The following is a 23,201-nucleotide window of genomic DNA, read 5'->3' on the forward strand; positions in this document are numbered from 1 at the left end:
CCGCGCGGTAGGGCGCGCGTTGTCGGGGGTGCCCCATAGCCTGTGAGGGTGCACCTGCTCCTTCTCTCACTCCACACCGGCGCCGTCGCCTCATTTCTCGACGCCTTGTTCGCCTCGACCGGGCGGGCTCTGCGCATCGGATACGTGACCGACGCGCAGGCCGCGTACGGCGACGCGCCCTTCGTGGCTGCGGAGTACGAGCGCATCCGCGCGCTCGGACACGAGGTGGAGCGCATCGAGTGCCGCACCCTCGCACCCGCTCAACTGGACGCACGACTCACCGACCTCGACGCGATCTATGTCGCGGGCGGCAGCACCTTCGCCCTCCTCGAAGCGCTCAGGATCACGGGCAATGACGCCATCATCGTCTCTCACGTACGCGCCGGGTTGCCGTACATCGGCTGCAGTGCCGGGTCGATCATCACTGGGCCCGATGTCGCTCCGGCGTCCCTGATGGACGACCCCGCCGACGGTCCCCTACTGACGGACACGACCGGCCTGGGCCTCATCAGCGCCACGGTCATCCCCCACGCCGACGGTCAGCTGCCCCCGTACCCGCCCGCACTCATCCAGAAGACGCTGTCACGGTTCGGAGACTCGCATGAGCTGCGACCGGTCCGAGACGACCAGGCACTGCTCATCCATGGCGGGCAACAGACCATCGTGGAGTCACTCGAGACGTGATGCACCGGTACCGAGGCGCCGGAGGGGCGCGGGCGGCCTACAAGGGTGAACCCGACGACGTTGCGACGGTGCCGGCGACGGCTCCCTCGGCGGATCGGACAACGACCACCACCAACGGACCGTATGCGGGTCGCCACTCGCTGTGCCGATGTTCGTATCGACCGGCGTCACTCACGACGTCGCCGCTGATCCGGTTCGCCTCGAGGCTGGCCGGCACTCGCACGCCATCGACGAACACGGCGCACTCCGCTGCCGTTCCTCCGACGACGTGGGCGGTGATCCCGACAACGGTGCGCTGGTCGTCACTCGTCACCGTGACGGTATCGCACTGCACCGCCACGGCTCCGGGCCGCGCCGCGACGGCGTCCGCGAAGACCTGTTCTTCGTCGAGTTCCGGTGTGCGCTGCGGCACGCCGCGGCGCACACGCATCCGTTCAATGGCTGACGCGACCTGCACGAGTCGCACGTCCGCGTACGCGGCCCCGGCGATAGTGAGCCCCACCGGCATACGGGTGTCGCGCATGATGCCCAGCGGAAGGGTCACCGTGGGAATGCCGAGGTGACGGGGCACGAGGTTGCCGTTCGAGACCCACACCCCGTTCTTCCAGGCGAGGTCTGCCGATGCGGGGTTCGTGTCGGCGTCCGAGGGTCCGACATCCGCAGCGGACGGAAAGATCACGGCGTCGAACTTGTGCTCCGTCAACCACGATTCGAAGTCCACCTGACGGGTGCGCTCGAGACCGCGCACCCCGTGCTCCAGAGAACCGATATCCTGCCACGACACGACTCCATCTGCGGCTCGATCCACATAGTCGGCGATGTCGTAGGCGATGTCGAAGTCGAAGACGCCGAAGCGATCGGGCAGTGAACCCGTGGGGGCGGGGAATACCCGGGATGCCTCGACATCCTTCAGGCGGCACAACTGCGGGTCACCGTTGCGCTGCAGGAAGTCGTCCATCGCCCAGACGGAGAGCGCGCCGATCTCGTCACGGAGGAACGCGTCGCTCACCCAGCCGCGATCGCTGATGCTGGGGTCGCCGGGATGGAGACCCTCGTAGTTGTCGACCACGGGGAAGGAGGTTTCGATCACCTCGGCACCTGCGCGCTCGAGGTCCTCGCACATCTCTCTCCAGAGCTGTATGACGGAATCACGGGTATCGATCGGGTACGTGCTATCGGGGTCACCATTGACGTAGATCCGGGGCACGGCGAACCGCACGCCGGCCAGAGGCAGGTCCGGGATCTGCGACGGAGATTCGTTGACCACGGTAGAGGGTGCCGGGATCGGAACGAACGGTTGCGTCCGCCAGAAATCACCCGCTGCCTCGGGGTCGTCCACGAGGAGCACATCGAGAACATGCTTCAGGTCAGTCACCGACCGCGTGTGCGGCACGACGACATCCATGGTCGGCACGAGCGGCCAGTTTCCGCGCACAGAGATCATGCCCCGGGACGGCGTGTAGGCGACGAGCGAGTTGTTCGACGCGGGTGCTCGGCCCGACGACCAGGTCTCCTCGCCCAGACCGAACGCAGCGAAGGAGGCCGCCGTCGCTGTGCCGGATCCATTCGAGGATCCCGATCCGAATGCCGAAGTCAGGTAGTCCGGGTGGTAGGGCGATTCGGCCCGCCCGGAGAGCCCGCGCTGCATACCGCCTGCGGCCATCGGCGGCATATTCGTCAGCCCGAGGAACACCGCACCCGCCTCGCGGAGCTGTTGCACGGCGAACGCATCGTACTGGGCGATGAGCTTCTCGAACGCCGGCGACCCGGCCGCAACCGGAAGGCCCGTCACGCAGTAGCTGTCTTTCGCAGTGAACGGGATGCCGTCGAGCGGACCGAGCGGGCACCCGGAAGCGCGTCGGATATCGGAATCCCGCGCCTCCTCGAAGGCACGAGGATTCACCGTGGTCATCGCGTTGAGGCGGGGCCCCGACCGATCGAACGCTGCGACACGGTTCAGGTACCGCGCCACCAGTTCGACGCTGGTGGTCGCACCGACTGCCAGAGCGTCGTGCAGGTCATCGATAGTGGCCTCCACTACGGAGAAACGGCGTGGCATGACAGTGCTCACCTTCATTCGATCGACATGCGCGCACTCGCGCGCTGATGCTAAAACATACACTGTTTGTTTCATCTGTACCAGTCGATGCACCACTTCGTGACGGCACAGCGCACCGGGTTCGCCGCCGAAGGCATGAGAATCTGCCCGAGTCGAACTCAGTCCGATGTCAGGTTGCGCTTCGGGGTCGAGCGTTCGCCACGAGCATCGACAGACCCATTTCGAAGGCGCGCGTCGCCACCGGGTCCTGGGGATCTTCTTCCGAGAGCGATGCGTACGCACGGGCGAAATTCGGGAAGGACGCCTCCTGCCCGGCAGGATCGAACATGACAGCGGGCCCGGCCAGATCGAGCACGCTTCCGAGGATGAACGACTCGAATGCGGTCAGCAACGGGAGGACTTCGCTGCTGGACCAACCCACCGATTGGGCGGCGATCGCGAAATCCTCGTACTCCGCGAGCAGCACAGACGACGATGCCGGGGTCGTCATCAGGATCGGGACGACGAGCGGGTGCTGCGCGAAGGCGAGACGGTACGAGCGTGCCCACTCCCGGAGTCCGTCCTCCCACGTCAGCTCACGGAGTGGTGCCGAGACGATGCGCGCGGATACCAGCGCCCGAACATCCTCGATCATGGCGGCTCGATTGGGCACGTGGTTGTAGAGGGATGCCGGATTGACGTTGAGCTCGGCTGCCACGCGCCGAATGCTCGCCCCCGGGGCACCATCACGATCGATGAGTGCCAACGCGGTCGAGGCGATCAGGCTTCGACTGAGCAGAGGTTGGGGCGGACGCGCGATGTCGGGACTCCTTCAGTCGTGCCATACGGGTGGAGGACCGTACCGTCTCGGTCCAGGCCCTCATGATGGTCTCACTGTAGCGAGTCCTCCACGATGGCACTCGGGCGCGGGGAGCCTCACCCGCCGAAGAGCCGCGACCAGAACCCTCGCCGCTGTGACCAGCCGAGGCCGGTGAGGGCGTCGACGATCGGTCGCTTGACATCTTCAGTCGAGAAGCGTGTCTCCCAACCGTGCCCGGAGGTGATTCCGTGACGGTCCGACGATTCCGCCCCTACCGCGAAGTCCTTCCTGAACGACCGCTGGTACACCCGACCCCGGAACTGGGTGGACGAGAAGCTCGCGCCGGAGATCCCAACGCTCGTCTCGCTCCCGCTGGTGAACTCCGAGAACTGCCACGTCGCCTGCGCGGGATCGAGCACGATACGCAGCTCGTACTCCTGCTCGTATGCGCCGGCGGCGAGGATGTTGTGCCACCGGGCATCTGCCCATTTCCACCGCGCGACCGCACCCTCCGGTGTCGGCTCGATGACGAAGGGCAGGGTGTCCGCATTCAGGGCGATGATTCGCTGCTGAGCCTCGGCGAAGGGTGCTGGCATGGTCCGAGTGTACGGGTCCGCGCCACCCCATCGCCGTCGCCTCTCGAGGCACAATGAAAGGGTGAAACCCTCCCGGTCGGCGCGACGAGCCCCCGCGACTCCCGCGCTGCAGGTCTTGCACCTTGCAGACATCGCTCACGTCGTGCACGAGTTCGCGCACGATCCCTCGAGCGCACTGCCCTACGGACTGGAGGCCGCCGAGGCACTGGGCGCAGATCCGGCGCGCGTCTTCAAGACGCTGGTGACCGTGGTCGACGAGGCTCTCGTCGTGGCGATCGTGCCGGTGACCGCACGCCTCGACCTCAAGGCGCTCGCTGCGACCGTGCACGGTCGACGGGCATCGCTGGCCGACGCCGCTCTGGCCGAACGCGCGACCGGGTACGTCACCGGCGGAATCTCACCGTTCGGGCAGCGCAGACGGTTGCGCACCGTGATCGATGAGCACGCGCTGGATCACGAGACGATCTGGGTCAGTGCCGGCCGCCGCGGGCTCGAAGTCGAGATCGCAACCACCGCCGTGATCGCGGTTACCGAGGCGATCTCGGCTCGGCTCACACGCGAATCGTGAGCGTCTCTCTCCCCTCTCACGGAGTTCCGTGCGCCCGTGTGGCGAAAAACACACCGAAATGGCATTCTAAGTTCATGGGACACCTTCACTACGACGGTCAAGACTACGACTTCGAGGACAGGTTGCTCGCGCACATCAAGACCGCGACCGGGCAGAAGCTCCGGCGTTTCGAGCCGTTCTTCTTGAACTGGAACAAGTCCTTGAAAGAGGGAGATGGGCGTATGGCGATCTGGATCTCGCCATACGTACCCCTCACGGTCCGGTACTCGGGAGGACGGCAGCCAGAGATCAATCCCGTGTGGGTGAAAGTGCTTGAAGACACGGCGAACCAGCCCTACGGCATGCAGGTCATGTCGGAAGAGCAGGCGGAGCGGTACGCGAAGGAGCACTACTGACATCCGACGACGCGAGCATGGTCGTGCCGCTCGGTCGTTGGTGTATGACTGGCGATGAACCTGGCTGGATCTCGGTGCGCGCGGTACCCGCACTCGTGCACCGGTCCGACGACGGCGCGGGGAGCGTCTAGTAGGTGATGCTCGGCGCGAGCAAGCCGCCGACCACCGCGACGTACCCGAGCGCCGCGAAACCCGACGCGACGACGACGGACGTCCCGAGGCCGAACCATGATCGCGTACCGGGGCTCGACCCGATCTGCCGACCACGCACCCACACCGTGAGAGCGGCAGGAATGATGCCCAGCACTGCGAGCAGTGTGAGGATCTGAGCGCTCCGGATGAGCACCCCGGACACCGGCGGACCGTCCGACAGCAACGCGGAGGCGATCACCGCCCACAGTGCTCCGGCACCGACGAGTGCGATGAGCGCAGCGAGACGAGCACGAGTCAGGATCCTCTCGCCGGGAGCCGTCGGTCGAGGTCGCCGGTACCAACGACGCATCAGCATCGGCAGCGGCGCGGTGACCAGCGCGGCTGCCAGAATCACCAGCGCGGCGACGGCGAGACCGGCAAGCACCGCTCGACTCTCGGGCATCGGCTGCAGCGCGAAGGCCGGATTGAGTCCGACAGCCCGCACCTCGCCGTCACGCTGATCGACGGGAACGCGCCGCATCCCGTCGACCTCCTGCCACACCCAGGGCTCCACCTCGATGAACTCCACCGGTGTTCCGCTGGCGTCCGTGAGCGCGGAAATGGTGACGGTCTCCCCACTCCCTTGCGCGATCTCGACGCTGGAGAGCGCGAAGAACAGTCGCATGAACGTCGTCTCTCCGCGCCTGGCGACCTGATACGAGCCGGTGATCGCGTCGGCGTGCTGGGCGGCGGTGTTCGTGACGTCGCCGATGCCAGCACGCTGATCCGGGAAGTAGCGATCCGCGAAAGCCTGCGACAGCGTGTCGCGTATCGCCGTCGTGGCGTCCCCCCGAAGTCCGGTGCTGTTCAACGAGATGAAGATCCCAGACCGGTCTTCGGGGTACAGGTCGAGTTGCGCGTGGAACGCGGTCAGGTCTCCACCATGACTGATCACGCGATGTCCGTTGCGGTCGCTTTCGAAGAAGCCCAGCGCCATGCGGGGTCCGAGAGCGAGCCCTCCGAGGTCATCCGCGGTCAGCGCGGGTTGGTGGAGTTGCTCGAGGGCCGATGGACCGAGCAGCGTCGTACGATCGGGCAACTGGGCGAGCATGAACGCGCTCATGTCGGATGCGGTCGCCGATATCGCTCCGGCGGGGGCCGGCGAGTTCATCTCGAACGGGATCTCGGCTCCGCCGGCGTGATCGTACCCCTTCGACAGTGTTGCTTGAGCGTCCGAGGGGAGCGGCTGCTCGAGGGTGGCGTGGCGCATGCCTGCCGGGTCGAAGATCTCCCGCTGCACATAGTCGGCGTATGGCTCTTCCATGACATGTTCGACTACATACGCGGCGAGACCGTTCGAGTAGTTCGAATACGCGGGAGTGGTGCCCGGGCGGAAGATCTGCTCGGGCGGGTCAATGGTGACGGCGTCTCGCAGAGTGGGGGCTGCGGTGTCGGGATCGCCGATGACTCCGGCGACCTTGTCTTCGAATCCGGCCGTATGGGTCAGGAGGTGACGCAGCGTGACCGGCTCCGCGAACTGAGTGTCGAGCTCGAAATCGAGGTATTGCTGCACCGGCACATCGAGATCGAGGAGATCGCGTTCGACGAGCTGCATCACGGCGGTGGCGGTGACCAGTTTCGAGATCGAGCCGATCCGGAACAGACTTTGGTGGGGATCTACGGCCGCACCCTCGACCTCGTCAGTCGTGCCGAAACCGCGTTCGGTCACGACCTCGCCGTTGCCGACGACCGCAACGGTCGCCCCGACGATGCCCTCTCGCTCGAGCAGAGGCGGGAGGAATCCGTCCAGCCACGCATCGACGTCTTCTCGCACGAGCGGGTGGGCATCCCGCGCCGGTGCCGTTGCGTGCGCAGTTGCGCCCCCGGCCGCAATGAGCGTCAGGGTGATCGTCATCAGCACAGCACCGTGAGCGATTCGCCGGGCATGAGCGAGCATCTGAGTTCCTCGGGTTCGGCAAAACGGAAAGATCAATCCTGGAATGAATCTATCGTGCGACTCGCCGGTGGGATGCATGCGACACCTTGGGCGCCGATCAGGCGGTGACGCCGAGGTTCACGAGCGGCCTGAGGACTCCGCGTAGCGTCTCGCGCGTCGCTGCGTGCGAATGATCTGCCAGATGATCGCCGTGAGCACCGCGGTCACGAGCAGTGCGGTCAACGTGATCGTCGTCGTGAGCTCGGAGACCGCACCGAATGCTTTCAGCACCAGGACCACCACGCCCAGCAGAACGAAGCCTGCTCCCACCACGAATCTCATGCATCCCCTCTCCGGTTCGACTCCGAGTCTCACGCCCGGAGGGTGCTCAGGGCAACCTCGAGCCATCGGGTACGCGTCCGGCGAACGGCGTCCGGCGAACGGCGAGGACCCTACCCCTGGGGCGTCTCCGCGACCTCGACGGAGACCGTGTAATCGGTGCCGTCCACGTCGTCGATGGTGACGGGCGCGTCGAACGTCGAGCCGGTGTTCGGGTCGGTCAGCACGCAGTCGACGACCGTTCCATCGACGAGGTCCACCTGCTCATCGCCGCAGTCCATCTCGGGGCGAAGACCGATCTGCTCCTCGAGCGCCCCGGCTGAAGTATCCGCGATGTCGGACGCCGGGACCGTGAGGTTCGCGTCGGCGCTCACCGTGCATCCCGACAGGAGCGCCGTAGCGAGGAGGCCGAGTGAGACGAGAGCGACTGACCGCGTGAACATGCTCCCAGCCTAGGGGGCGCAACGCACCCTCCGCGGCGCGATGCTCATTCCGATGCCCCAGAGTTCCGATCCCGAGAGCCCCAGTCACGATCTCGATTCCGAGAACGCGCGCGCCGCATGCTCTCGATCGCGGCCGTGAAGATGATGGAGGCGAGTATCGCCAGCGCCCACCTGACAGCGAGATGCATGTCGGTCACCATCTCGAGCGCCCCGTTCACGACGAAGGCGATGAGCACGCTGCTGATCACGACGAGCATCTGTTTTCGCTGCGGAGTCATTCGTGCAGTCAAACAGTCCGGCCACGAGGATCGCAACGCGCAGGACTGTTCACTCGCGGTCGGGTGCCTCGGTGCCGTCCGTCACCGCGTCCGTGCCGTCGACGGGCGCCGCGTCGACGGCACCCGATCCTGCCGGACGCTTCGTGAAGCGACGGATCACGCTCATCCATGCCAGGCGGTCTTGAACCGCCAGGGCTTCCTGCTGAGCCGACCGCTTCACGGCCGCCTCTTTCTCACGCTGCTCCATCGCTCTGGCCTCCGGATCTCCGCGCCACTCTTCGTGCTTCAGATATCGAGTCGCGCGGTTCACGAACGCCAGAACCGGCACCGCGAGCAGCGCACCCGCGAGGTCCAGCAGCGTCGTACCGGCGGTGACCGCGAGAATCACTGCGAGGGGGTGCAGTCGGACGGCTTTGCCCATCACGATGGGTTGCAAGATGTTCGATTCGATCTGCTGCACCAGGAGCACGACACCCAGCATGAGGAGCGCGTTGCCCCACCCGTTGGCCACCAGGGCGAGGATCACGGCTACGGCGCCGGTGACCACGGCGCCCACGATCGGGATGAACGATCCGAGGAAGACCAGAACCGCCACGGGCAGCGCCAGCGGCACGCCCAGGAGGGCAGCGCCCACGCCGATTCCGACTGCATCGACGCCGGCGACGAAGACCTGCACCCGCATGTATGAACCGAGTGCGGTCCACCCGTGACGGCCGGCTCCGTGGATGGCTGCTCGGTGCTGACCGGGAGCGAACAGCACCAGGAAGTCCCAGATCTTCCGTCCGTCGGCGAGGAAGAACACCAGCGTGAACAGGGCGAGGATGCTCCCGACGATGACACTGCCCGCGGTCGAACTGATGGCGATCGCGCCGCCGAGAATGGCATCGGCGTTCTCCTGCAGATACGCCAGCCCCTCCTCGAGACCCTGGTTGATCTGATCCGTCGACAACTGGACACCCAGATTCGCTGCCGTGTCCTCAGCGACGGTGACGAGCTTGAAGAGACCTTCAGTAACCTGATTCGCCATCTCTGAGAACCCGCGGAACAGCTGCTGGCTGACGAGGAACAACAGGCCGGTGACGAACGCGATCAGCACGATGAGTGTCGTGATCGCCGCCAGAAACCTCGGAAACTTGAGCTTCACGAGCAGGTCGTGCAGGGGACGCAAGAGCGTCGCAAGCAGTGCGGCGACGAGGAGCGGGATCAACAGCAGCGAGAGGTGGCCCAGCAGCCAGATCAACGTACCCGTCAGGATCAGGATGATGATGATGCGCCACGACCATGCGGCGGCGATTCGAACACCCCACGGCACGTCGTTCTGGATACGTTCTTCTTCCGTCAACCGTGGAGGCGCGTGGCTCTCCGTCGGTTCGGGTGTGTCAGGTGCGCTCATCGGTACATCCTGGCACGCGGGTTTCATGTTCCGGCACCTCATACGGTCCGCGGAGTCAGGCCGCGTCGCCGTGCGCGCCAGCCGATCACGACGGTGGCGAGCATCATTGCTGCCGCGGGGACGAGGTACACCGGGCCGTCGAGCGTCGCGAGGTCATTGAGTCCCCCGGTCAGCACTATCGGCAGAGTGAGCAGCGTATTGCCCGTTGCGTGGGCCAACGAACTTGCTTCGAGCCCTCCGGTCGTGTGCGTGAGCGCAGCGAAGCAGACTCCCATCACGAGGTAATACCCGAGAGCCCATGCAGAACCGGGAGCGTGCACCACCGCGAACGCGAGCGATGTCGTGATGACCGCGACGACCACCGCGACTCTCCGACACGCGAAAAGCGCGCCGACCGCACGGAACAGCAAGCCTCGGAACAACCATTCTTCTCCGGCCGACTGCAGCGGCACGGCCGTCAAGCACATGAGAATCAACAGCAGAGCCGTTCCTGAGACCGGTGCCCCTTGCGCCGGGGCAATACTCTGCAGCACAGCGGTCACCACGAGCCACAGCGGCACGAAGATGACGGCCACTTCGGCGAGCCACCGCCACCTGAAACGGCCGCTCACGGATGATAATCGACCGGGCCGAACTCCGAAGATTCCCCATTGCAACAGCGCGGAGATGGGGATGAGAGCTGCGAGAAGCAGATTCCCTCCCGCCCACAGTCCGACCGTGATGGTGGGCGCATCAGGGTCGTAGGGCGCGATTCCGAGAGTGGTGTCGATGGCGATCGCCACCGGGGTACTCGCCACGAAGACCAGCAGAAGGAAGATCGTCATCCCAGATGTGATCGCGATGATCGGGCGCCAGCGCCCGCCGTCGAGGCGCAGCGCGGTGACATAGGTCGTGCGGGAATCGGGAGTCGAAGATGTCGCGTGCGGAGTCATGGACCCAGTCAAAACGTTGACGTCGCGTCGAGCTCAAGCGCGAGACGTATCCTCGTCGGCTTATGCATGCACTGCCGGATCTCACATCTGCGCCCTGCCCCACCCCGGTAGCGCGGGTCATCGGACCGACATGAGATCGCGAACGAGCTGGGGTCGCCGCCGCCGCAGGACGCGTCGGGGCCAGTGCTGAATCGGGTACGCCACCCGCATCACGTAGTAGTTGACGTACTCGACTGCGGCGAACAGCCACACCGCGACGACCATCGCGAAGATCGAGAACTGCGTGGGTCGCCACACGACAATCGCGACGAGTGCGACGATGAGCATCACCGGGTTTCCATACCGAAATGCCCGATACACCGCACGTGCTCTCGTCGACATCGGCTCTCGGCCGAGTCCGTGCCGAGCCAGCAACCAGTACACGCCCGCCTGCACGAGGATCACGAGAAGCGGCACCAGCGCACACCAGAGAGCGAGGACATCTTGCTGCGTCCCGAGTCGTGGCGAGATGACCCCGGCGGCCACAGCGGCGAAGACCGCGGCGGCGATGAACTCGCCGGTGCCGAGCTCGAGATACCTTCTGCGCAACACTGTCCAGTGCAGATCCGAACCTGTTTCTCGCCTCGCCATACGGCGACTGTACCCGGGCCATTGAGGTTTCGTAGGCGCCGGTGCAGCTCTAGGGTGGACGGATGAACACTGCACTTCGCCGAGCGCTCACCAGTCCTCTCGCGAGTGCCCTGGGGGTCTGCGCGTTCACCCTCATACCCGGGCGAGCCTTCCCGAGGTGGACGCGGCACGGGCTGACGTGGGCTTCGGCCGGCGGAGTCGCCATCGTCGTAGCGACTCCCGGGGCCGGCGAGAAGATCCTGGGGCGAGAACGCGCAGACCGGGCCGGAGCACGCGTGCAGCCGCACCCCGCCGCACGGCTGGCGCTTGCCTCACTTGCAGCTGCGCTGATGGCCGGCGCGTGGATGTTCTCGTGGTGGGCGGACGAGAAAACAGAGCGAGCGCTCCGCAAACTGCGACTCCCCTTCCCACGCCTCTGGATCGGGATCGCGTTGGGAGCGACGGAGTTCTGGAGCGAAACACAGAGACGAGCGCAGCGCACCGTCGTCGGCCGCGGGAACGAGCGTGACGGATAGCGAGCTCCCCACTCGCTAAGCTGGAAAGCGAACGCGCGAATCTCGCGGCTCGGATCGAGCCTTCCGCGCATCATCACTGAGGACCTTCCTGATGAACGCTCCCTCCGTCACCCTGCACCGCCTTCCGGGCGAGTACGTCGTCGCGCGGTTCCCTCCGTCGGCTGACGTGCGATCCGTGCTGGAAGATCAGATCACCGCGGGGGCGTTCGCCTCGGTCACGCGCACCCCGCACGAGATCTCGGTCGTCTGCCCATCAGACTCCGCGCCAAGCGATGCGCGGATCGACGGGCCATGGGTCGCGCTCATCGTCGGCGGTCCGATCGCATTCGAAACCACCGGCATCGTGTCATCGCTGGTCTCACCGCTGTCGGCGGTCGGCTGCCCCGTCTTCGTGGTGTCGACGTTCGACGGGGACGTGCTCATGTTCCCGGTGGGGCACGCCACGCGCGCGGAAGCCGCCCTTTCCGACGCCGGACATGTGCTGTCCTGACGCTCGCAGTGTCCTGATGCCCGTCCACTACGCGTATTCCTTTCGCCATTGCGCGCATACGCGACATCGCCGCAAGTGGAGCAGGAACGGCGCCTTACGTCCGGCGGAGCCGAAAGGCTCGGCCGTCGAGAAATTCGCCGGTGATCGTGAATCCACGATCTCGGAACCAGTGCCCGAGCACGCGCTTCTCGGCGCTCTCGACCGTCCCCTCCGGGCCCACGCGATCGGGGTCTTCGAGGTCGTGCACGGTGATGTGCCAATCCGAAGGGTCGTACCCCGGGCCGGCTCGAGCGAGATAGGCGACGTATTCATGCATACCCCGACGGTAAGCAGCCTGCGCGCTCTTGGCTTCCCCCTTGCACCATGTCCGGAGGAGTGAGAGGCTGCGAACGGTCCCTCGCTACAGACAGGTGCCCGTGTAGGAGTCGCTGAGTGCGCTCCCCGCCTCCGCGGCGGCGCCGGAGGATCCGTCGGCGATGAGCTCTGCTGGGGCGTCGCCCGCCTGCTCGGCCTCGCTGATAGCTGATAGGTGCGCATACCAGGCGTCCCACTGCTCAGAGACGTCTGTAGGAACCTCCTCGATGCCGTCCATCGCGGCGAGACGGCTGTCGGCCTCGCCCGGCCCGCTCCCCCATGCGATGTACGGCGCATCGTTCCAGGCTACTCACTCGCTCTCGTCCGGTCGAACGGACTGGTGCGGGCGTCGATCCTCCAGCAACGCCAGGAACTCGTCAGCCATCGCCAGATGCTGCTCGAGCTTCTCCCGCCGGCTCTCCGCCCCGTCACGGATCTCGCGCATGCGGTGCTGCAATGATGCGTCATGGGGGGATGCCGCGAGCGCGTCGACCACGCTCAGCAGTTCGCCCATCTCGTCCAGGGAATACCCGAGCGGCTTCATTCGACGGATCAGGAGCAACCGTTCCACGTCGTGGTCCGTATACAGCCGGAACCCGCCGTCGGTGCGCCCCGAGGGAGTGACCAGACCCACCTCGTCGTAGTGCCGCAGGGTACGGAACGACAACTCCGTTCGTTCTGCGACTGCGCCGATCCGCATCATGCCGCTTTCAGACACACTGTCCCCCTTTTCACTTCCCGCAAACCTCACGTTACGTTAGAGTCGACGTATGCGGCGAGAATGCTGCTCCTATCTTCTCGCGTCGGCCTGACCGACCACGGTGCTCCGTGCACCGCTCACCTCACGCTCCGGTTTCGGGGCCCGACTTCGGAGACATATGTCACCACTTACCCCCGTGCGCGCACAGACGTCGCGCACTCGCATCGAGCCCACTGTCGGACAAGCATTCCGCAACCCACGCCTCCTCACGCGAGAGGTGCTCGCCGGCCTCGTCGTGGCACTCGCCTTGATCCCCGAAGCCATCGCCTTCTCGATCATCGCAGGAGTCGACCCGAGGGTCGGTCTCTTCTCCTCGTTCGTCATGGCGGTCGCCATCGCGTTCCTCGGCGGTCGACCGGCCATGATCACTGCCGCGACGGGAGCCATCGCGCTCGTCATCGCTCCCGTCGCGCGTGACCACGGCATCGACTACTTCATCGCGACCGTCCTCCTCGGCGGACTGATCCAGGTCGGGCTCGCCGTGCTCGGGGTCGCGAAGCTCATGCGCTTCATTCCGCGGTCCGTCATGGTCGGCTTCGTCAACGCCCTCGCGATCCTCATCTTCACCTCGCAGTTCCCGCAGCTCATCGGCGTACCCTGGCTCGTCTACCCGCTCGTAGCGGTCGGACTCGTGGTGGTGGTGGTGCTCCCGCGCATCACCACGGTCGTGCCCGCACCACTGGTAGCGATCGTCCTCCTCACCACGGCCGTGGTTGCGTTCGGGCTCACCGTGCCGAACGTCGGGGACCAGGGCGAACTTCCGCGAAGCCTGCCCGCGCTCTTCGTGCCGAACGTCCCCCTCACGCTCGAGACGCTGCAGATCATCGCACCCTACGCACTGGCGATGGCGGTAGTCGGACTCCTCGAGTCGCTCATGACCGCCAAGCTCGTCGACGACATCACCGACACGCACTCCGGAAAGACGCGAGAAGCCTTCGGACAGGGCGTCGCGAATCTCCTTTCCGGGATGTTCGGCGGCATGGGCGGGTGCGCGATGATCGGGCAGACCATGATCAACGTGAAGGCGTCGGGTGCCCGTACCCGCATCTCCACGTTCCTCGCCGGCGTCTTCCTGCTCGTCCTGATTCTCGCGCTCGGAGACGTCGTCGCCATCATTCCGATGGCCGCGCTCGTGGCGGTCATGATCGTCGTATCGGTGGCGACGTTCGACTGGCACAGCATTCGTCTCGACACACTGAAGCGGATGCCGCGGAGCGAGACCGCGGTCATGCTGATCACCGTGGTGGCGACCGTATGGACGCACAACCTCGCCATCGGCGTGATCCTCGGCGTGCTGGCCGCGATGATCATGTTCGCCCGCCGCGTCGCCCACTTCGCGAGTGTGACGCGTACGTTGGACGAGCGCGATGGCTCTTCGATCGCCCGGTACACCGTCAACGGCGAGCTGTTCTTCGCATCGAGCAATGACCTCACGACGCAGTTCGCGTACGCCGACGATCCCGCGCGCGTCGTGATCGACATGAGCGGTTCTCACGTGTGGGACGCGTCGACGGTCGCGGCTCTTGACGCCATCACGACGAAGTACGCACGCCTCGACAAGTCGGTGACCATCGAGGGCTTGAACGATGACGCGGCCGCGCTGCACCATCGTCTTTCGGGCAACCTCGGGAGCGACCACTGATCACGTCTGCAGCTTCAGGCTCCCCGCACTGGCGCAGTCCCGCGGGTCAGTGGTCAGCGCCGGTTTCGTCGGAAGCGCCCTCGTCGACCTGATCATTCGGCGTCTCGGCTTCGTCCGGACGCAATCGTTCTTCTGCGCGCCGCCGACGGACGCGGCCGTGGATCGCGGCGAAGTCGTCACCCCGCTTGCTGCCGATCCGCTCTTCGACCCGGCCCGCCGATCGTTCAATGCGTCCGAGCAACTCCTCGGCCTTCGACGGCCCCTCGCTGTGCGACCCCATTACGCGTCTCCCCTGTCCAGTGCTCAGGGAATATGGTGCGGGAACCGAAGAAAGTGCTCAAGGCCCTTGCGGTCGTGGCAGGTGTTCAGTCAGGCGACGCCACCAGCAGCCGTTCCGCCGCGTACCCGTTCGCGATCGTCTCGCTGACGTCGCCCCACCGTCGCGTCGCACCGTCCTCGCGGTACGGCGCCCATCCCGGGTCTCCGCCAGTGATGAACGACGTCCACGCCGCGTGCATCTCTGCGGCGAGCGCCTGCGGTGCCGTGCCCGTGACACGATCCGCCTCCGGTGTGCCCACGACGTTCCAGGCAAACGGAATGTCGAGGCAGTGGAACGCGCGTCCCGGATCGATCGCCCCGCGACTCCCCCAGGTGAAGTCGTACACCCAGGTACGGTCGCGGTCCTCGGCGACGCGGGGGACGGTGGAGCGGATGAACACGTCGCTGAGCAGCTGGCCGAGCGAATCGCTCTCGGGCAGCGCATCGTGCGCGGCGAGGTACGCGTCGGCGATCCCCGATGCGCCCATGCCCTCCAGCACCTGACGGGTCAGAGCGGATGCCCCGGGGATTCCCGCGGCCATGCCGGTGAACTCCTGACCGACGGCGCCGATCATCAGCGGGATCGCCGCTCCCGGCCCACTGCGGGCGCCATCGGGAGCCTGCGCGGTCACCCATTCGCCGTCGAGCACGGGAGTGAACGGCAGCGAGGCGAGCACGGCGGGCACGAGCATCGCCGGCGCGGGCAGCCGACTCATCTGGACCTCGGAAGTGCCGAAGACGTTCGGCATCGTCCACGGGACATCCGCAAGAGTCTCGCGGGACAGACGCGACAGGGCTGCAGCCGTCGGCTCGACACCCAGCCGTTCAGCGGCAACCGCGGTCGCTCGCGCTGCCTCCTCGGGCGAGGCGATCTTCGCGACCGGAGACATCGCGATAGCGCCGTGCACGAGTGCGCCGATGCGTGGGGTGCCGAGCAGCGTGAGCACGGCACCCCCTCCGGCCGACTGGCCGGCGATCGTGACGCGGGAGGGGTCGCCTCCGAAGTCGCCGATATTCTGCTGCACCCACTCGAGAGCGGCGATCCAGTCGCGCACCGCGCGGTTCTGCGGGGCGTCCGGCAGCGTGCCGAAGCCGGCGATGCCGAGTCGCGAACCGACGGTGACGACGACGATGCCGTCGCGCGCGAACGATCGTCCGTCGTACCAGGGGCTCACCGGGGATCCGGCGATGAACGCACCGCCGTGGAACCAGACGAGGACCGGGAGCCGTGCCTCCCGTGCCGCTGCGGGGGACCAGATGTTCACCGTGAGAATGTCGTCACCGTCGACGGACGGGTCGGGGATGGTGCCGGCGGCGAATGCGCGATGCTGCGCCGTCGGGCCCGGTACCGTCGCGTCGCGCATCCCGTTCCACGGGACGGGCGGCACCGGGGCGGCGAATGTCAGATCACCGATGGGCGGCGCAGCGTACGGGACGCCGTAGAAGACGACCGCGTCGCCGAGATCCTTACCCTGTACCCGGCCCGCAGCCGTGACCGCCGTGACGTTCGCTCCCATGGCATGAGCCTAGTGCGGTGGGGACGCCGGGGTCACGCCCTCGCGCCTACCGTTGGCCGAGGCGGTGCAGGAGCGCGGCGGCCAGCGCTGTGCGCTCGACCATGCCGTCGATGCTGACCCACTCCGTGCGTGCGTGCGCTCCATCGCCGACGGCCCCGAGGCCGTCGAGCACCGGTATGCCGAGCGCGGCGGCGAAGTTGCCGTCGCTCGCTCCGCCGACCGAGATCTCCGTGAGCGAAAAACCGAGCTCGTCGGCGGCGTTCGACGCCTCGGTGAAGAGGGCGGCCGTGGAGTCGGATCTGGGCATGATCGGACGGTTCCATCCCCCGGAGACCGTGAGTGTCGCGTCGGGGTGCTCCGCGCGCAGACCCCCGAGCACCGCATCGATCCGCTCGCGCTCGGACTCGGACTCGACGCGCACATCGATCTGGGCCTCGGCGTGCCCGGCGGTCACGTTCATGCGCGATCCACCGGACAGGATCCCGACGTTCACACTGGTCCCGGCTGCACGGTCCGCTGCACCGTGCAGCTGCAGAACGGCGCGCGCAATCTCGTCGATGGCGCTGATGCCGCGGTCGGGATCGAGGCCGGCGTGCGCCTCTCGACCGGTGGTCGTCACGGAGAACAGTCCGACGCCCTTCCGGGCGGTCTTCACCGCACCGTCGGCGCTCGCCTCGAACACCAGCACGGCGTCGAGACCGCGCACGGCGTCCTCGATCACCGGGCGCGAAGCCGGCGATCCCACCTCTTCGTCACCGTTCAGCACGATCGTGAGCGCGGGAACCCGCATCCCATGCTCCCGCGCGATCCGCACCGCGTGCACGAACTGCACCAACCCCGCTTTCATGTCGAACGCTCCCGGACCGGTGAAACGGTCGCCGTCGATGCTGACGGGCCACTCGTGCAGGGTGCCGAGCGGCCACACGGTGTCGTAGTGGCAGAGCACACCGATGGTCCCCGTGCCGTCGTTCGACGCCGCGTAGCGGAGCACCGCAGTATCGCCGTACGGCGCTCCCGCAGTCACGTCGACACCGTCAGGTTCACCGAGGTGCGTGGTCACGTACGCGCGAGCCCAGGCGAGGCCGCGGGTCAACGCCTCCGGATCGTCCGAGGGCGTCTCCAGTTCGACGTACGCGGTGAGGTCTTCAGTCAGTCGTGCGCGCGAGGCGCGTGCAGCGGCGAGCGCGTCCATCAGGCGGCCACCTTTCCGTCGAGTTCGTGCAGCAGTGATTCGTCCATCGCGATCTGATGTGTTTCGAGGCGCTCGATCTGAGTCACGAGCCAGCGCAGGGTCGGCGTCGCGATCTCATGCCGCTCGGCTGCGGCGAAGACCGCCGCGTACTGTGCCGGCACCTCCGTCTTGCGCCCGCGCACGGCGATGTCCCGCCAGATCCCCGAACGCTTCTTCGCCTGCGTGGCGAGCCAGGCGACCAGCGCGTCCGTCGCGCGGTTCGCGTCGGCATCGGTTCCGAGATAGTCGTGCGGTGTGAAGGCGTCGAACGCCTCGAGTGCGATCTGCTCGGCGCGTGCGACCTGCAGCACTTCGCGCGTCAGCGCGTGCATCCCGATGCGGTGCCGGTCGATGAGGTCACCCATGTCGTCGTCGACGAGCGCGCTGGCGACGAGCATCGCGCCGAATCCGAGCTTCGACCAGAGGAAGCCGGGGATGTTGCCCGAGATGATCGGCGTTCCCCACTCGCTGAGATCCTGAGCGAGACGACGCACCCGAGTGCTGTCACCACCCGCATACTCGCCGAGCGCGATGTCGCCGGCACCGCCGTCGCGCACCACTCCGGGTTCGATCACGTCGGCGAAGAGGTCGACGAACGCGGCGACCGTGCGGTCCGCACCGACGTGACGGGCGATGACCGGCTCGTTGAGTCCGTTCTGCAGCGAGGCCACCCATCCATCGTCGGCGAGCCGCGGGGCGATCCAGGCGGCCACCGCATCGGTGGCCTGTGCCTTGACGGCGAGCAGCACGGCGTCGAGCTTCTCAGGCGCGTTCTCGGGTGTCATCACCGGGATGCGCGCCTCGATCACTCCGTCCGGCTGTTCGACGCGCAAGCCCCGCTCCGCGATCGCCCGAACATGCGTTTCGTCCGCATCCACGATCTGCACGTCCGCACCCGCGCGATGCAGATGCACTGCCAGGGTGCCTCCGATCGCTCCCGCGCCCACCACGGTGTACGTCGTCATGATGTCTCCTCGCTCTGCGCCGACTCCCAGTGCTGCGGGAGTTTCCAGGACCCCGTCGACGATCCGCCATCGACGCGCAGCACTTCTCCGGTGATCCACTCCGCCGCATCGCTGGCGATCCAGACGACCGCCCGAGCGACGTCACTCGGACGCCCGCGGCGGCCCAACGGATTGTCGCCGACGGCCGACGCGTACTCCTCGGTCACCGGGTTCACCTCCGAGTCGACGGTGATGAAACCGGGCGAGACGGCGTTCACCCGGATGCCGTGCGCGCCGAGCTCGAGTGCGGACGCGCGGGTCGCCATCTCCAGCGCCGCTTTCGACGTGGAGTACGGTGCCGCGCCCGGCCTGGCGCGCTGCGCCGCACCCGATGTGATGTTGACCACGTTCGCCCGCCGGGATTCCGTGATGACGCGGCGTGCGAGCGCGACGGTCAACAGGAGGGGGGCGCGGGTGTTCAGGTCGAGCACGGTGTCCCACGTTTCGGGGGTGAGTTCGAGGAACGGCGTCGCCGGATAGATGCCGGCGCTCGAGATCAGTACGTCGATCGGGCGGTGTTCCCAGGTCTCCGCGATCAACTCCTCGGCCGATTCGGCACGGCTCAGGTCCACAGAGGCGGTGCGCACCTCGGCTGCCCCCGCCTGCGCGAGAGCACGGGCGGTTTCGGTCAGCGGTTGGGCGCGGATGTCAGCGATGGTGATGCGTTCGCCGAGTCGCGCGAAGGCGAGTGCGATCTCTCTGCCGATGCCCGATCCGGCACCGGTGATCAGAATGTGCCGGCTCAATCGAGTGCCTTTCCCTTGGTCTCGGGCATCGTCAGGTACACGACGAGCCCGATGGCGGCCGCTCCGGCGGCGTACACCCAGACCCACTCGCCGAGTCCATTGGTGCTCATCCAAGTCGTGATGTACGGAGCCGTTCCGCCGAACATGGCAACCGCGAGTGCGTACGGCAGCCCGATCCCGGTCGCCCGCACCTCGGGCGGGAACTGCTCGGCCATGATGACCGCGCAGTTCGCGCTGTATCCCACCAGGAAGAACACGCCGATGAGCTCGACGAGCAGCAACGACCAGAAGCCGCCGCCGATGAGACTGAAGGCCGGCCAGGCGAAGATGAGGAACCCGCCGGCGAACGCCGCCATCGTCGGCTTGCGCCCGATCTTGTCGGAGAGAATGCCGCCGAACGGCAAGAGCACGATGAACACCGCGATCGAGATGAAGTTCGCGGCGAGCGCCTGGTTCAGCGGGATCCCCGTCGTGACCGACGCGTAGGTGGGCATGAAGTTGATCCACAGGTAGTACAGCAGCGTGCCGGCGATCGTGATGCCGAAGACGCGCAGCATCGACTTCGGGTGCTCGCGCACCATGCGCATGAACGCATTCTTGTGCGACGTGTTCGCCTGCTCGACGTTCACGAGCCCGGTCGCGTGCGAGTCGGTCTCTTCGACGGTGCGGCGCAGCCAGACGCCGACGACTCCGAGCATCGCCGCGAAGACGAACGCGGCGCGCCACCCCCAGCTGTCGACCGCCTCGTCGGGAAGGAAGGTGGTGATCGTCGTTCCGATCCCGACCGCGATGAGCACTCCACCTGCGGTGGACACTTGCTGCCACGAGCCCGCGAACGCCCGCCGAGCCGGTGCCGCGGATTCCACCATGAACGCCGATGCCGAACCGAACTCGCCGCCCGCCGCGAATCCCTGGGTCAACCGGGCGAGCACGAGGATGATCGGGGCGATGATGCCGACCTGCTCGTAGGTGGGGGCGATTCCGATCACGAGCGTCGCGCAGGCCATCATCGAGATGGTGAGCAGAAGGCCCTTCTTGCGACCGTGCCGGTCGGCGTAGGCCCCCATGACCGCGGCGCCGATGGGTCGCATGATGAATCCGACCGCGAAGATCGCCAGGGTCGACAGCAGCGCTGCGATGTCGTTGCCCGGCGGGAAGAAGTGGTGGGCGAAGATCGAGACGAAGGTGGAGTAGATCGCCCAGTCGACGAACTCGACGGCGTTGCCGATCGAACCGGCGACGAGCGCCTTCTTCCCCTTCTTCGTCAATCGGGTCGAGCTCACGGGCTCGGTCGTGATGGAGGTCATGATTCGCTTTCTGTCGGAGCGTCGGCGCTCAGATGAGTGGCCGCAAGTGTGCTGCCAGGTCGGCGTGCGTGCCGATCCAGACATCGGAATGGCTGCTGATGTGGCGGAGCAGGTCGTCGAGGATCCGCAGGCGCGACCGGTGGCCGATGATGTGCGGGTGCATCGTGAGCTGGAACAGACCGCCCTCGGCGTAGGCGGCATCGAACTCGTCGATCCAGATCTGCAGCAGATCGCGCGGGGCGGTGTGGGGCCGGAGCCCGCCGAACCGGTCCATCATGAGGTACGGTGCGTCATCGCGGATCCACTCGACCGGGATCTCCACGACGCCTGTCTGCTCTCCCGCCTCGATGAGCTCGTACGGCTCGGTATCCGCCATGAGTGAGGAGTCGTAGGCGAACCCGAGTTCCCGGATCACCGCGAGGGTGCCCTCGGAGAAGTCCCATGAGGGGGTGCGGATGCCGACCGGTCGGTGACCGAGCTGGTGCTCGAAGGTGTCGAGGCATCGGCGGGTGAGATCGAGTTCATCGGCGAACTCGAGCGTCGTATTGCGCTCGTGAATCCACCCGTGCACCGCGACCTCGTGGCCGAGGTCGCGGTACCGAGGCGCCTCCTCCGGGCGCATGAGGGCGCAGACCGCCGGCATGAAGAAGGTCGCGGCGATGTCGTGCACGGCGAGCAGGTCGAGGATCTTCGGCACCGCGACGCGCGCGCCGAACTCCCCCTGGGCCATACGGGCCGGTGACGTCTCGCCGTCGCGCAGTGCGGGCGTCTCGTGATCGCTGTCGAAGGAGATTGCGACCGCCGCTCTGCGGCCTTCGGGCCATCTGCGAGCGGAATCCCGGTGCCTGAGGGTCTTGCCGGCTCGGACGCGTTCCACCCGAGCACGCCACTCCGGTTCAGTCCACTGCCACGGTTCCTGAGCTTCCATGTGCTTCCCTTCGGCCTGAGAGATGACGCCTCTTGTCATCAATCACAGCAACTATAGGCAGATCAATCATTCAGAGCAAGGTTTATGGGAAAATCCGTCAGCGGCACACGCAGCGGACGCTCGGTATATTGGGTGGGTGAGCATGCCAGCAGCGGATCGGGATCGCCCGTCACTCGACAGCATCGATCTCGATATCGTCGCTGCGCTGCACGTGGCTCCCCGCGTACCCTCCGCCGCACTCGCCGATATTCTGGGCGTCCCGTCGAGCACCGTCAGTCGCCGCCTCAGTCGGATGCAGGACGAGCGGATGCTGCGCGTCGTCGGTCGGTTCGCCTGGGAACTGATCACGTCGAGCAATCCTTTCGAACTCTGGATCACCTCCGCCCCCGGTCGTTCGCGCGAGGTGCTCGACGAACTGCTCCGGATCCCCGACATCCAATTCGCCACGCAGGTGAGCGGGCCCTCCGACATCCACGTGCACCTGTACCCCCTCATCGGATCGGACGCCGAGCAACTGCTCGCCGAGCGCGTGCCGAGCATCGACGGGCTCATCGCCCTCGACAGCCGCATGATGCTCCAACCCGCGAAAGTGGGACAGAGCTGGAGGTTCGCTCGCCTCGACGACGCCGTGGTCCGCGCGCTCGAAGCGCACCGACCCGACGTGTCGGCCGATCCGATCAGCTCCCTCGATGAGCTCTCGGACCTCGAATTCGCAACCATGCGCATTCTGGGCGCAAACGCGCGCGAGACCGCGGCGACGATCGCCCGTCAGCTCGACGTCTCACCGTCGACCGCGGCGCGCGCCATCAAGACCGTGGTGCACAGCGGTGCAGTGACACCTCGCGTCGAGATCCAGCCCTCGCTGATCGGATACCCCCTGAACGCCCTGCTCTCGCTCGACGTCAGTCCGAAGTCAATCGGGCCCGTGCTCGAGGCTCTCGCCGACCAGCCCAACGTCCGCCTCCTCAACGCGGTCACCGGGGCGGAACCCGTCAGCCTCTCCGCAGCATTCTCCGGCCCGGCAGCGCTCGCCGAGTTCATCAGAACCGACCTCGGCGACATGAAGGGCGTCAGAGCCGTCTCGAGTTCCGTGGTCCTCAGACTCGCCCGCCGATACTGGATCGACCGCGAACGCTGGCGACTCGGGAATCAGGTGCCGAACGTGCTGCGACGCGCGTAGCGCGGGTGGGCGCGTAGCGCGGGTG

The 23,201-nt window shown here is 66.6% G+C and carries 26 protein-coding genes and 1 pseudogene; 7 read left to right on the forward strand and 20 right to left on the reverse strand.

The genetic code is table 11. From position 1 onward, the window contains the following. Window positions 1-48: 48 nt before the first annotated feature. Window positions 49-684 carry a Type 1 glutamine amidotransferase-like domain-containing protein gene (locus tag J4H85_RS01380; protein WP_208236172.1) on the forward strand — a complete coding sequence of 212 codons (636 nt, stop codon included), beginning with the start codon at window positions 49-51 and terminating at the stop codon, window positions 682-684. A 385-nt stretch (window positions 685-1,069) separates the two neighbouring features. Here the strand turns inward: J4H85_RS01380 and J4H85_RS01385 are convergent. The 3 genes and pseudogenes from J4H85_RS01385 to J4H85_RS01395 all read right to left on the reverse strand — a co-directional run. After that, a pseudogene (locus J4H85_RS01385) lies at window positions 1,070-2,743 on the reverse strand (amidase); the annotation flags it as partial. A 169-nt stretch (window positions 2,744-2,912) separates the two neighbouring features. After that, the gene (locus J4H85_RS01390) at window positions 2,913-3,488 is read right to left on the reverse strand and encodes a TetR/AcrR family transcriptional regulator (protein ID WP_208236176.1); all 576 of its coding nucleotides are present in this window, start codon (window positions 3,486-3,488) and stop codon (window positions 2,913-2,915) included. A 170-nt stretch (window positions 3,489-3,658) separates the two neighbouring features. Further along, window positions 3,659-4,138, reverse strand: a complete 480-nt coding sequence (locus tag J4H85_RS01395; protein WP_208236178.1) for a hypothetical protein — start codon at window positions 4,136-4,138, stop codon at window positions 3,659-3,661. A 61-nt stretch (window positions 4,139-4,199) separates the two neighbouring features. Between J4H85_RS01395 and ybaK the strand changes: the two genes are divergently transcribed. Then, window positions 4,200-4,706, forward strand: coding sequence for a Cys-tRNA(Pro) deacylase (gene ybaK / locus J4H85_RS01400; RefSeq protein ID WP_307863307.1), 507 nt, complete (start codon window positions 4,200-4,202; stop codon window positions 4,704-4,706). Window positions 4,707-4,780: 74 nt separating this feature from the next. Next, window positions 4,781-5,101 (forward strand): DUF7882 family protein, encoded by a 321-nt coding sequence (locus J4H85_RS01405; RefSeq protein WP_208236182.1) that lies wholly within the window; start codon window positions 4,781-4,783, stop codon window positions 5,099-5,101. Window positions 5,102-5,228: 127 nt separating this feature from the next. Here the strand turns inward: J4H85_RS01405 and J4H85_RS01410 are convergent, their stop codons facing one another. The 7 genes from J4H85_RS01410 to J4H85_RS01440 all read right to left on the reverse strand — a co-directional run bounded on the left by J4H85_RS01410 (window position 5,229) and on the right by J4H85_RS01440 (window position 11,184). After that, a complete protein-coding gene (locus J4H85_RS01410) occupies window positions 5,229-7,148 on the reverse strand; it encodes a serine hydrolase domain-containing protein (protein WP_208236184.1) in 1,920 nt (639 codons plus the stop codon). A 159-nt stretch (window positions 7,149-7,307) separates the two neighbouring features. Then, the gene (locus J4H85_RS01415) at window positions 7,308-7,511 is read right to left on the reverse strand and encodes a hypothetical protein (protein ID WP_208236186.1); all 204 of its coding nucleotides are present in this window, start codon (window positions 7,509-7,511) and stop codon (window positions 7,308-7,310) included. Window positions 7,512-7,621: 110 nt separating this feature from the next. Next, window positions 7,622-7,951 (reverse strand): DUF4333 domain-containing protein, encoded by a 330-nt coding sequence (locus J4H85_RS01420; RefSeq protein ID WP_208236188.1) that lies wholly within the window; start codon window positions 7,949-7,951, stop codon window positions 7,622-7,624. 44 nt (window positions 7,952-7,995) lie between these two features. After that, entirely contained in the window at window positions 7,996-8,229 is a 234-nt protein-coding gene (locus J4H85_RS01425) for a hypothetical protein (protein ID WP_208236190.1), read from the reverse strand. A gap of 49 nt (window positions 8,230-8,278) precedes the next feature. Next, window positions 8,279-9,622, reverse strand: a complete 1,344-nt coding sequence (locus J4H85_RS01430) for an AI-2E family transporter (RefSeq protein WP_208236192.1) — start codon at window positions 9,620-9,622, stop codon at window positions 8,279-8,281. A gap of 38 nt (window positions 9,623-9,660) precedes the next feature. Next, complete coding sequence (locus J4H85_RS01435; RefSeq protein WP_208236193.1) at window positions 9,661-10,554, reverse strand: CPBP family intramembrane glutamic endopeptidase; 894 nt, start codon at window positions 10,552-10,554, stop codon at window positions 9,661-9,663. A 117-nt stretch (window positions 10,555-10,671) separates the two neighbouring features. Continuing rightward, window positions 10,672-11,184 carry a hypothetical protein gene (locus tag J4H85_RS01440; protein WP_208236195.1) on the reverse strand — a complete coding sequence of 171 codons (513 nt, stop codon included), beginning with the start codon at window positions 11,182-11,184 and terminating at the stop codon, window positions 10,672-10,674. Between the two features lie 62 nt (window positions 11,185-11,246). On the opposite strand from J4H85_RS01440, the gene J4H85_RS01445 reads away from it, so the two are divergent. Further along, window positions 11,247-11,699, forward strand: coding sequence for a hypothetical protein (locus tag J4H85_RS01445; protein WP_208236198.1), 453 nt, complete (start codon window positions 11,247-11,249; stop codon window positions 11,697-11,699). Between the two features lie 91 nt (window positions 11,700-11,790). Next, window positions 11,791-12,189: an ACT domain-containing protein gene (locus tag J4H85_RS01450; RefSeq protein ID WP_208236200.1), complete on the forward strand. Its 399-nt coding sequence runs from the start codon at window positions 11,791-11,793 to the stop codon at window positions 12,187-12,189. Between the two features lie 94 nt (window positions 12,190-12,283). Here J4H85_RS01450 and J4H85_RS01455 read toward each other — a convergent pair whose 3' ends face one another. The 3 genes from J4H85_RS01455 to J4H85_RS01465 form a co-directional block, all read right to left on the reverse strand. Continuing rightward, entirely contained in the window at window positions 12,284-12,505 is a 222-nt protein-coding gene (locus J4H85_RS01455) for a hypothetical protein (protein ID WP_208236202.1), read from the reverse strand. Between the two features lie 84 nt (window positions 12,506-12,589). Continuing rightward, on the reverse strand, window positions 12,590-12,781 hold the full coding sequence (locus J4H85_RS01460; protein WP_208236204.1) for a hypothetical protein: 192 nt from the start codon (window positions 12,779-12,781) through the stop codon (window positions 12,590-12,592). A 72-nt stretch (window positions 12,782-12,853) separates the two neighbouring features. Then, window positions 12,854-13,246 carry a MerR family transcriptional regulator gene (locus tag J4H85_RS01465; protein ID WP_208237267.1) on the reverse strand — a complete coding sequence of 131 codons (393 nt, stop codon included), beginning with the start codon at window positions 13,244-13,246 and terminating at the stop codon, window positions 12,854-12,856. 175 nt (window positions 13,247-13,421) lie between these two features. Here J4H85_RS01465 and J4H85_RS01470 point away from each other — a divergent pair, with 175 nt between their 5' ends. Beyond that, window positions 13,422-14,945, forward strand: a complete 1,524-nt coding sequence (locus tag J4H85_RS01470) for a SulP family inorganic anion transporter (RefSeq protein WP_208236206.1) — start codon at window positions 13,422-13,424, stop codon at window positions 14,943-14,945. Window positions 14,946-14,991: 46 nt separating this feature from the next. On the opposite strand, the gene J4H85_RS01475 is transcribed toward J4H85_RS01470, so the two are convergent. The 7 genes from J4H85_RS01475 to J4H85_RS01505 all read right to left on the reverse strand — a co-directional run bounded on the left by J4H85_RS01475 (window position 14,992) and on the right by J4H85_RS01505 (window position 21,996). After that, window positions 14,992-15,225, reverse strand: a complete 234-nt coding sequence (locus J4H85_RS01475) for a hypothetical protein (protein WP_208236208.1) — start codon at window positions 15,223-15,225, stop codon at window positions 14,992-14,994. 85 nt (window positions 15,226-15,310) lie between these two features. Continuing rightward, window positions 15,311-16,780 carry a carboxylesterase/lipase family protein gene (locus tag J4H85_RS01480; RefSeq protein WP_208236210.1) on the reverse strand — a complete coding sequence of 490 codons (1,470 nt, stop codon included), beginning with the start codon at window positions 16,778-16,780 and terminating at the stop codon, window positions 15,311-15,313. A gap of 46 nt (window positions 16,781-16,826) precedes the next feature. Next, window positions 16,827-17,972, reverse strand: a complete 1,146-nt coding sequence (locus J4H85_RS01485; protein WP_208236212.1) for a M20 family metallopeptidase — start codon at window positions 17,970-17,972, stop codon at window positions 16,827-16,829. Continuing rightward, a complete protein-coding gene (locus J4H85_RS01490; RefSeq protein WP_208236214.1) occupies window positions 17,972-18,976 on the reverse strand; it encodes a ketopantoate reductase family protein in 1,005 nt (334 codons plus the stop codon). Before J4H85_RS01490 ends, J4H85_RS01485 begins: the two co-directional genes overlap by 1 nt. After that, the gene (locus tag J4H85_RS01495; RefSeq protein ID WP_208236216.1) at window positions 18,973-19,761 is read right to left on the reverse strand and encodes an SDR family NAD(P)-dependent oxidoreductase; all 789 of its coding nucleotides are present in this window, start codon (window positions 19,759-19,761) and stop codon (window positions 18,973-18,975) included. Before J4H85_RS01495 ends, J4H85_RS01490 begins: the two co-directional genes overlap by 4 nt. Then, window positions 19,758-21,068 (reverse strand): MFS transporter, encoded by a 1,311-nt coding sequence (locus J4H85_RS01500; protein WP_208236218.1) that lies wholly within the window; start codon window positions 21,066-21,068, stop codon window positions 19,758-19,760. The genes J4H85_RS01495 and J4H85_RS01500 overlap by 4 nt, the downstream gene beginning before the upstream one ends. A 28-nt stretch (window positions 21,069-21,096) precedes the next feature. After that, window positions 21,097-21,996: a polysaccharide deacetylase family protein gene (locus J4H85_RS01505; protein WP_208236220.1), complete on the reverse strand. Its 900-nt coding sequence runs from the start codon at window positions 21,994-21,996 to the stop codon at window positions 21,097-21,099. Between the two features lie 142 nt (window positions 21,997-22,138). Between J4H85_RS01505 and J4H85_RS01510 the strand changes: the two genes are divergently transcribed. After that, on the forward strand, window positions 22,139-23,176 hold the full coding sequence (locus J4H85_RS01510; RefSeq protein WP_243893363.1) for an Lrp/AsnC family transcriptional regulator: 1,038 nt from the start codon (window positions 22,139-22,141) through the stop codon (window positions 23,174-23,176). The last annotated feature ends 25 nt before the right edge of the window (window positions 23,177-23,201 follow it).

Source organism: Leucobacter tardus (assembly GCF_017583045.1).
GTDB classification, from domain to species: domain Bacteria; phylum Actinomycetota; class Actinomycetes; order Actinomycetales; family Microbacteriaceae; genus Leucobacter; species Leucobacter tardus.